5 protein-coding genes and 1 pseudogene are annotated in these 7369 nt (G+C 41.0%); all 6 read right to left on the bottom strand.

From position 1 onward, the window contains the following. Window positions 1-307 (bottom strand): annotated as a pseudogene (locus KUG63_RS10750) (DUF1329 domain-containing protein); the annotation flags it as partial. A gap of 51 nt (window positions 308-358) precedes the next feature. Next, window positions 359-2059 (bottom strand): DUF1302 domain-containing protein, encoded by a 1701-nt coding sequence (locus KUG63_RS10745; RefSeq protein ID WP_287555316.1) that lies wholly within the window; start codon window positions 2057-2059, stop codon window positions 359-361. Between the two features lie 150 nt (window positions 2060-2209). Then, window positions 2210-4039 (bottom strand): glutamine--fructose-6-phosphate transaminase (isomerizing), encoded by a 1830-nt coding sequence (glmS, locus tag KUG63_RS10740; RefSeq protein ID WP_287555314.1) that lies wholly within the window; start codon window positions 4037-4039, stop codon window positions 2210-2212. 10 nt (window positions 4040-4049) lie between these two features. Continuing rightward, on the bottom strand, window positions 4050-5408 hold the full coding sequence (gene glmU, locus KUG63_RS10735) for a bifunctional UDP-N-acetylglucosamine diphosphorylase/glucosamine-1-phosphate N-acetyltransferase GlmU (RefSeq protein ID WP_287555312.1): 1359 nt from the start codon (window positions 5406-5408) through the stop codon (window positions 4050-4052). A gap of 133 nt (window positions 5409-5541) precedes the next feature. After that, window positions 5542-5958: a F0F1 ATP synthase subunit epsilon gene (locus KUG63_RS10730; protein ID WP_015007005.1), complete on the bottom strand. Its 417-nt coding sequence runs from the start codon at window positions 5956-5958 to the stop codon at window positions 5542-5544. Between the two features lie 14 nt (window positions 5959-5972). Continuing rightward, complete coding sequence (gene atpD / locus KUG63_RS10725; RefSeq protein ID WP_015007006.1) at window positions 5973-7355, bottom strand: F0F1 ATP synthase subunit beta; 1383 nt, start codon at window positions 7353-7355, stop codon at window positions 5973-5975. Between the last annotated feature and the right edge of the window lie 14 nt (window positions 7356-7369).

Here is a 7369-nt window from a genome sequence, read left to right as displayed (position 1 = left end):
GCTGACTTTCATACTCCGTATAGTTAGCCGCAGTAATGGTGAATAGCGGCTTCTCATCGGCAAATGGGTCAGCCAAGCTTTCACCATTACCTCCTTCTACACCTTTGATAGGCGTACTTTCCCATGCTGGAATAGTGCCCTCGGCATTACCTGCACGAATAGCGCCCATCGGAGTCAATTCTGTTCCTTCGATTCCTAACCTTGCCAGATCGGCATCACTTAATTTGGCCAGCGCTGCCCCTGGCAATAATGCAGATGCCAATATAATGGCAGATGCTGTCTTTAAAGTACTATTAAATAGTCTCATTTCATTTCCTCTTAAATACTTAAATTTATTATGCTTCTTCTAGGGTTAAACCTAAAAAGAGTAGCTTATATTTGCTTGAACAAAGTCACGATCTGTTTTCCCATTCAAGCGACTGCCCGCTTGATTTAACATCCCATTTTGGCCATCGAAAATAGTCCAGCTAACACCACCTGCCCATGTACCACCGCCATAGCCAAAGTTAGCACCAATTGTTAACGCTTTTCGGTCATCAACAAATAGAGGAACAATTTCGTTAGATACCCCTTCAACATCGTATTTAAATGCGATAAAAGGAGAAACGGATGCGACATTAAACAATGCTGCTTCATAAGTAAGACTTTGCTTAATTTGGAAGCCCCAAAAGCTCTCAGTCACTTGAGGATTAAACACTGATCTAAAGGCACCACCAACAATCGGCTCATTTTTGGTTGGCAAATCATCAACCCAGCCATACGCAACTTCTAGTAAGGTGCTATTAGCATCTGCATCCATAAAGCCAACACCCCAAATACGTTGGAAGGTCATTTGCATTTGATGCCTATCAACGAAGTCATATCCAGTTACCTCGTCACCTACCGCACAAGTACCACATAGTCCTAAGCCTGCTGGAAATGGGCCTGCTGCTCCTAATCCTGATAGCACCCCACCAGTCATTTGTATCGGCGCATCTTTTCTTACGTGGTACTCACCGCCTATCGCCCAGCCAGAAATATTGGTATTAAATGACATACCAATACGCTCAATATTCTCTACGTATTCTAAAAAGAATTGACCGGTTCCGTAAAATGTTGAGATCATCGGTGTATTGTCATGAAGACTTTGGTAATACAACGCGAGCTCTGTTCCACCAAATACTTCTGGAAAGAATTTACGAATTGCCAAACCATATTGACCACCTTCAGCAAACTTATCACCCACTCTTACTAAAGAACCACCTACTAGACCGCAATCATCTAATTGATCAGGCGAAATACAGGCTCCAGAAGGCGCACCAAAAGGTAGGTTAGCTGCACCTGTGGCCACACCGCCGACAACACCATCACCTGCCGTATCAAAACCACCGCCTGCACCTACTGCATCAAGACCAGCAAAATAAGAACCTGCTGGATCTAATTGAATTTGGTCAAATTCAAAAAGATAGAAAGATTCAATAGTCCACTCGTCATCAATATTCCATGAAACATAAGCAGCATTTGTACCAATAAATGCATCTTTAAGTGCAAGCCCAGGCTGTCTAAGTTTGTTTACGTCAACAGTATTAATATCATTAATTGAGCCTTGAATAAACGTATTCTCACCCCAGCTTATAACCTGTTTACCAACCCTTACATTAACCTGATCATTATCACCAAAATAACCATAAAACATTAAGTCAGTTAGTGACAAATCACGCACTAATTTATCATGCGCTTGGTCAGCTAAATCTTCATTGTCATATGCATAATCATAAAAATAGTTACCTCGCGCCAGCATGCCATAATCGCCATACTCTAAACTTAATGTACTAGATCCACGGATAGAATTACTGAACACATCACCAGCATCTTTAAAAATCCGGTTACCGTACGCGCCGAAGTTATTACTATCAGCATCCTCAGTCCGCATTGAAATACCATAGGTTAAATCGGTATCAAAAGAACCTCTTAACTCACCCTGATGAAAACTGAAAGCCTGTGCCGTCCCGATTTGGGACAATAGTAGTGCCGAGCCGAGTGCTATACCCGCGCTCGATTTTATAATCGATTTCTTCATGAAACTCCCCCTGTTTTATTTTTACTACACCTTTATATGTTGGTGTTGTAAAAAGCATACAGGCTTGAACGAGCAGCTGTTAGAAATTTTTCTAAAAAAATTGACGCTGATCAATTTTATTTTTTCTAACTACATGATTTTATTTACTCCTTATTCAACCGTTACTGATTTGGCAAGGTTACGCGGTTGGTCGACATCGGTTCCTTTAATAACCGCGACATGGTAGGCCAATAATTGCAGCGGTACCGTATAAATAATGGGAGCAACTATTTCATTGATCTCTGATACTCGAATAATTTTTAACCCCTTTACCTCTTCAAATATTGCATGTGTATCAGCAAAAACAAACAACTCGCCCCCTCTAGCCTGCACTTCTTGCAGGTTGGACTTCAGCTTTTCTAATAAATCATTGTTTGGCGCCACAGCAACAACCGGCATTTGGTCATCAACAAGTGCTAAAGGCCCATGCTTTAACTCACCTGCTGGGTAAGCTTCTGCATGAATATAAGAAATCTCTTTAAGCTTCAAGGCACCTTCCATTGCAACGGGGTATTGCTCGCCACGACCCAAAAATAATGCATGGTGTTTATTACTAAACTGCTTTGCAAACTCAATAATGTCTGGCTCAAGACGAAGTACTTCCGCCACTTGTTCTGGTAATACTTCTAATTGCCTGACGATTTCTATCTCTTTTTTATCATCAATTTTATGGTGCTTACCTAAGGCAATCACCAGCAACAGTAGGGCTGTTAATTGTGTGGTAAATGCTTTTGTTGATGCCACACCTATTTCTGGCCCTGCTTTCGTCATCAATGCCCATTCCGATTCTCTAACTAATGAACTTTCAGGAACATTACAAATCGTTAATGTATGTGCATAACCAATGTCTGAGGAGGCTTGGAGAGCAGCCAGAGTATCCGCTGTTTCTCCTGATTGTGAAATCGTAACAAACAATGTTTTCCTAATAACAATATGCGGCCTGTATCTAAACTCACTCGCCACTTCGATATGACAAGGTAGGCCAGCCACTGATTCAAACCAGTACTTTGCTACCAGCCCTGCATGAAAACTAGTTCCACAGGCCACAATTTGGACTTCTTCAATGCTTTTGAACGCCTCCTCAGCATCTTTGCCAAAACAATCTGATAATAATCGCCCATTGGCGATACGTCCTTTAAGGGTTTGTTTAAGTACCGCTGCCTGCTCAAAAATTTCTTTTTGCATGTAGTGATCATACTCCCCTATACCAGCATCATTAACTTGTAATTTTGTTTTATTAATTTTGCGCTTAACCTGCCGGCCCTTGGCATCGTATATCGTCACACCCTTATGAGTAATGTCTGCCACATCACCATCTTCTAAATAAATAAAGTGCTCTGCTTCTCCCAGCAAAGCAAAAACATCAGAGGCAATAAAATGTTCGTTATTGCCAATACCAATCACCAAGGGGCTGCCTTTTCTTACTGCTATTAAATGATCATTATTACCTTTTTCAACGACGCCCAATGCATAGGCGCCCTCTAATGACTCAACTGTTTTTTGAACTGAAGTCAGCAAATCATTGGTTTTTTTATATGCATCAGACACAGCATGAACAATCACTTCTGTATCAGTGTCTGAATCAAATTGGTGGCCTGTTTCTAATTGCTGCTTACGTAATACTTCATAATTTTCAATAATGCCATTATGCACCAGTGCAACGTCACCACACATATGCGGGTGTGCATTAGTTTCTGAAGGAACACCATGCGTTGCCCAGCGGGTATGAGCAATACCGCAAAAGCCCGATAAAGGCTGAGCCTCAATTAACTTTTCAAGGTTTTTTACCTTGCCTACGGTGCGGCGCCTTTCGAGTTCATCATTATCCGTAACGATACAAACGCCCGCCGAGTCATAGCCACGGTACTCCAGCCTTTGAAGGCCTTTTACTAAAATATTTGTGATATCTCGTTGTGATACCGCACCTACTATTCCACACATACAAGCCCTTTTAATCCTTCATCGGCTTCTTCCAGCCATTTAATGTTATTTGTTTTGTACGAGTCACTGTTAGGGCATTAGCGGGAGCATCTTTTGACAGAGTTGTCCCGGCACCTAACGTAGCCCCTTCCTCTACTGTAACCGGGGCAACTAGTTGTGTGCCAGAGCCAATAAATGCACCATCTTTGATAGCGGTTTTATGTTTATTAACTCCGTCGTAATTACATGTAATGGTACCGGCGCCAACATTAACGAATTTACCAATTTCAGCATCACCAATATAACTTAAGTGGTTTACCTTTGATCCCTCATCAATAGTTGCTTTTTTCACTTCAACAAAGTTGCCGATATGCACACCTTTTGCCAGCTCTGCACCAGGACGAAGTCGAGCAAAGGGGCCAATTGTACTATTTTCACCGACAACACAATTTTCTAATACAGAATTAGCTTTAATGACAACACCATCAGCAATAATCGCATTTTCAATCACACAATTTGGCCCAATATGTACATTACTACCTAAGCTAACTGCCCCTATAAAAACATTATTGATATCTATATAAACGTCATTACCGGCTAACGTCAATTCACCTCGGACATCTATCCTCGACTTATCTGCAAGTGTAGCGCCTAAGTTCATTAACTCTTCTGCCTGATACAGTTGATAATATCTCTCAAGTTCATTGAGTTGTATTTTTGAATTAACACCTTGTACTTCAAATTCATTCACAGCATGTACCGTATTAACGCTAACCTCTTCATTAACCGCCATTTCAATAATATCTGTTAAGTAATATTCTCCCTGAGCATTACTATTATTTAATTGCTCCAACCAGTTTACTAAATGCTTCCCATGAACCGCCATAATGCCGGTGTTGACCTCAGTAATTTGTAATTGAATATCAGTCGCATCTTTCTGCTCAACTATCTTACAAACCTTATTACCCTCTCTAACGATTCGCCCGTAACCCATTGGGTTTTCAAGTGTTACCGTTAATAAAGACATAGACTTAGTATCAACGTGTGTAATCAACTTATGCAGTGTAGAGCTGTTAATTAATGGCACATCACCATATAAAATTAATACAATATCGTCTTCAGCTATGTAATGTGATGCCTGCTTGACTGCATGGCCTGTTCCCAATTGTTCGATTTGTTCAACCCAATTAATATCAAACTGCGAATGTTTCTTTTTAACCTCTTCGCCATCATGACCATAAACGACAACAACCTCACTGCTCAATGGTCTCGCTGATTCAATAACGTGCTGTAACATTGGTTTTCCACCAATTTGATGCAACACTTTTGCTTTATTCGACTTCATCCGCGTGCCTTTGCCCGCGGCTAATACGATAGTTTTTATATTCATTTTGATAATATTTCCAGATCAAGCCCTAGTTTAACAGGTATAAAAAAACCCGCCTATGGGCGGGTTTTATTTTTATATCCAACGATCTGCTACACAAACGGTAACTTCACTTAGTAACTTATTTAAACCAAGCTTAACGTGTTTTCCTTAACCGGCTAATTGCCTGTAACTGTGCTGCAGCTTCAGCTAACTCTGCTTGAGCCTTAGCAAAATCAATATCAGATGTTTTATTTGCTAATACCTCTTCAGCTTGTTTCTTGGCTGCCAACGCTTTTGCTTCATCTAAGTCATCCGCTCTAACAGCTGTATCAGCAAGAACCGTCACTAGATGAGGTTGAATCTCGAGAATACCACCTGAAATAAAGAAATCCAACTCAACTTTACCAGTATTCACACGAACCTCACCCGGTTTAAGTCGAGTAACAAGTGGCGCATGCCGTGGCGCAATACCCAGTTCACCCAGTTCACCCGGAGCGAAAACCATTTCAGCCAATCCAGAAAAAATGGAAGCTTCTGCACTTACAATGTCGACATGAATTGTCATGCTCATTTTAGCCCCTTAATTTAAGCTGCTTGCTTAGCGTGTTTTTCAATCACTTCGTCAATCGTTCCTGACATATAGAATGCTTGCTCAGGAATATGATCGTAATCACCTGCAATAATACCTTTAAAACCTGCAATAGTATCTTTAAGTGAAACGTATTTACCAGGCGAACCTGTAAACACCTCAGCCACAAAGAATGGTTGTGATAAGAAACGTTGAATTTTACGTGCACGAGCAACCGATAATTTATCTTCTTCTGATAACTCATCCATACCCAGAATAGCAATAATATCTCTTAATTCTTTATAACGTTGCAACGTACCTTGAACATCACGAGCCACTTGATAGTGCTCTTCACCAATCACTAATGGGTCTAATTGACGACTTGTAGAATCTAATGGGTCAATAGCAGGGTAAATACCTAGTTCAGCAATTTGACGTGATAACACAACAGTCGCATCCAAGTGAGCAAATGTCGTTGCAGGCGATGGATCGGTTAAATCATCCGCAGGAACATAAACCGCTTGAATGGAGGTAATTGAACCTTCACGGGTTGATGTAATACGTTCTTGGAATACACCCATTTCTTCAGCAAGGTTAGGTTGATAACCCACCGCTGAAGGCATACGTCCCAATAGCGCAGACACTTCTGTTCCAGCTAATGTGTAACGATAAATGTTATCAATAAACAATAAAACATCACTGCCGTCTGCACGAAATTTCTCAGCCATCGTTAAGCCTGTTAAAGCAACACGTAGTCTGTTTCCTGGAGGCTCATTCATCTGTCCATAAACTAACGATACTTTATCAATAACGTTTGAATCGGTCATTTCATGATAGAAATCGTTTCCTTCACGAGTACGTTCACCCACACCAGCAAATACTGAATAGCCGCTATGTTCAATCGCGATGTTACGGATCAACTCCATCATATTAACGGTTTTACCAACACCAGCACCACCAAACAAACCAACTTTACCACCTTTTGCAAACGGGCAAACTAAGTCAATAACTTTAATACCTGTTTCTAAGATATCATTTGATGCTGCTTGTTCTTCATAAGAAGGCGCTGTACGGTGAATACCCCAGCGTTCTTCTTCACCAATTGGTCCTTTTTCATCAATCGGTTCACCTAGAACATTCATAATACGACCTAATGTTTTAGTTCCTACTGGTACTTGAATTGCTTCACCAGTATTCGTTACATCTAAGCCCCTTTTAACACCGTCTGTTGTACCCATAGCAATGGTACGAACAACACCGTCGCCAATCTGCTGTTGTACTTCTAGTGTTAAACCCACTTCCTTTACAAGGAGTGCGTCATATACTTTCGGTATAGCATCACGTGGAAATTCCACGTCAACAACCGCGCCAATAATTTGAACGATAACACCTGAGCTCATATCAGTTCCTCAAT

This window comes from Cycloclasticus sp., assembly GCF_019090545.1.
In the GTDB taxonomy this organism is placed as follows: Bacteria; Pseudomonadota; Gammaproteobacteria; order Methylococcales; family Cycloclasticaceae; genus Cycloclasticus; species Cycloclasticus pugetii.
This window is presented reverse-complemented; position numbering and strand designations above follow the sequence as displayed.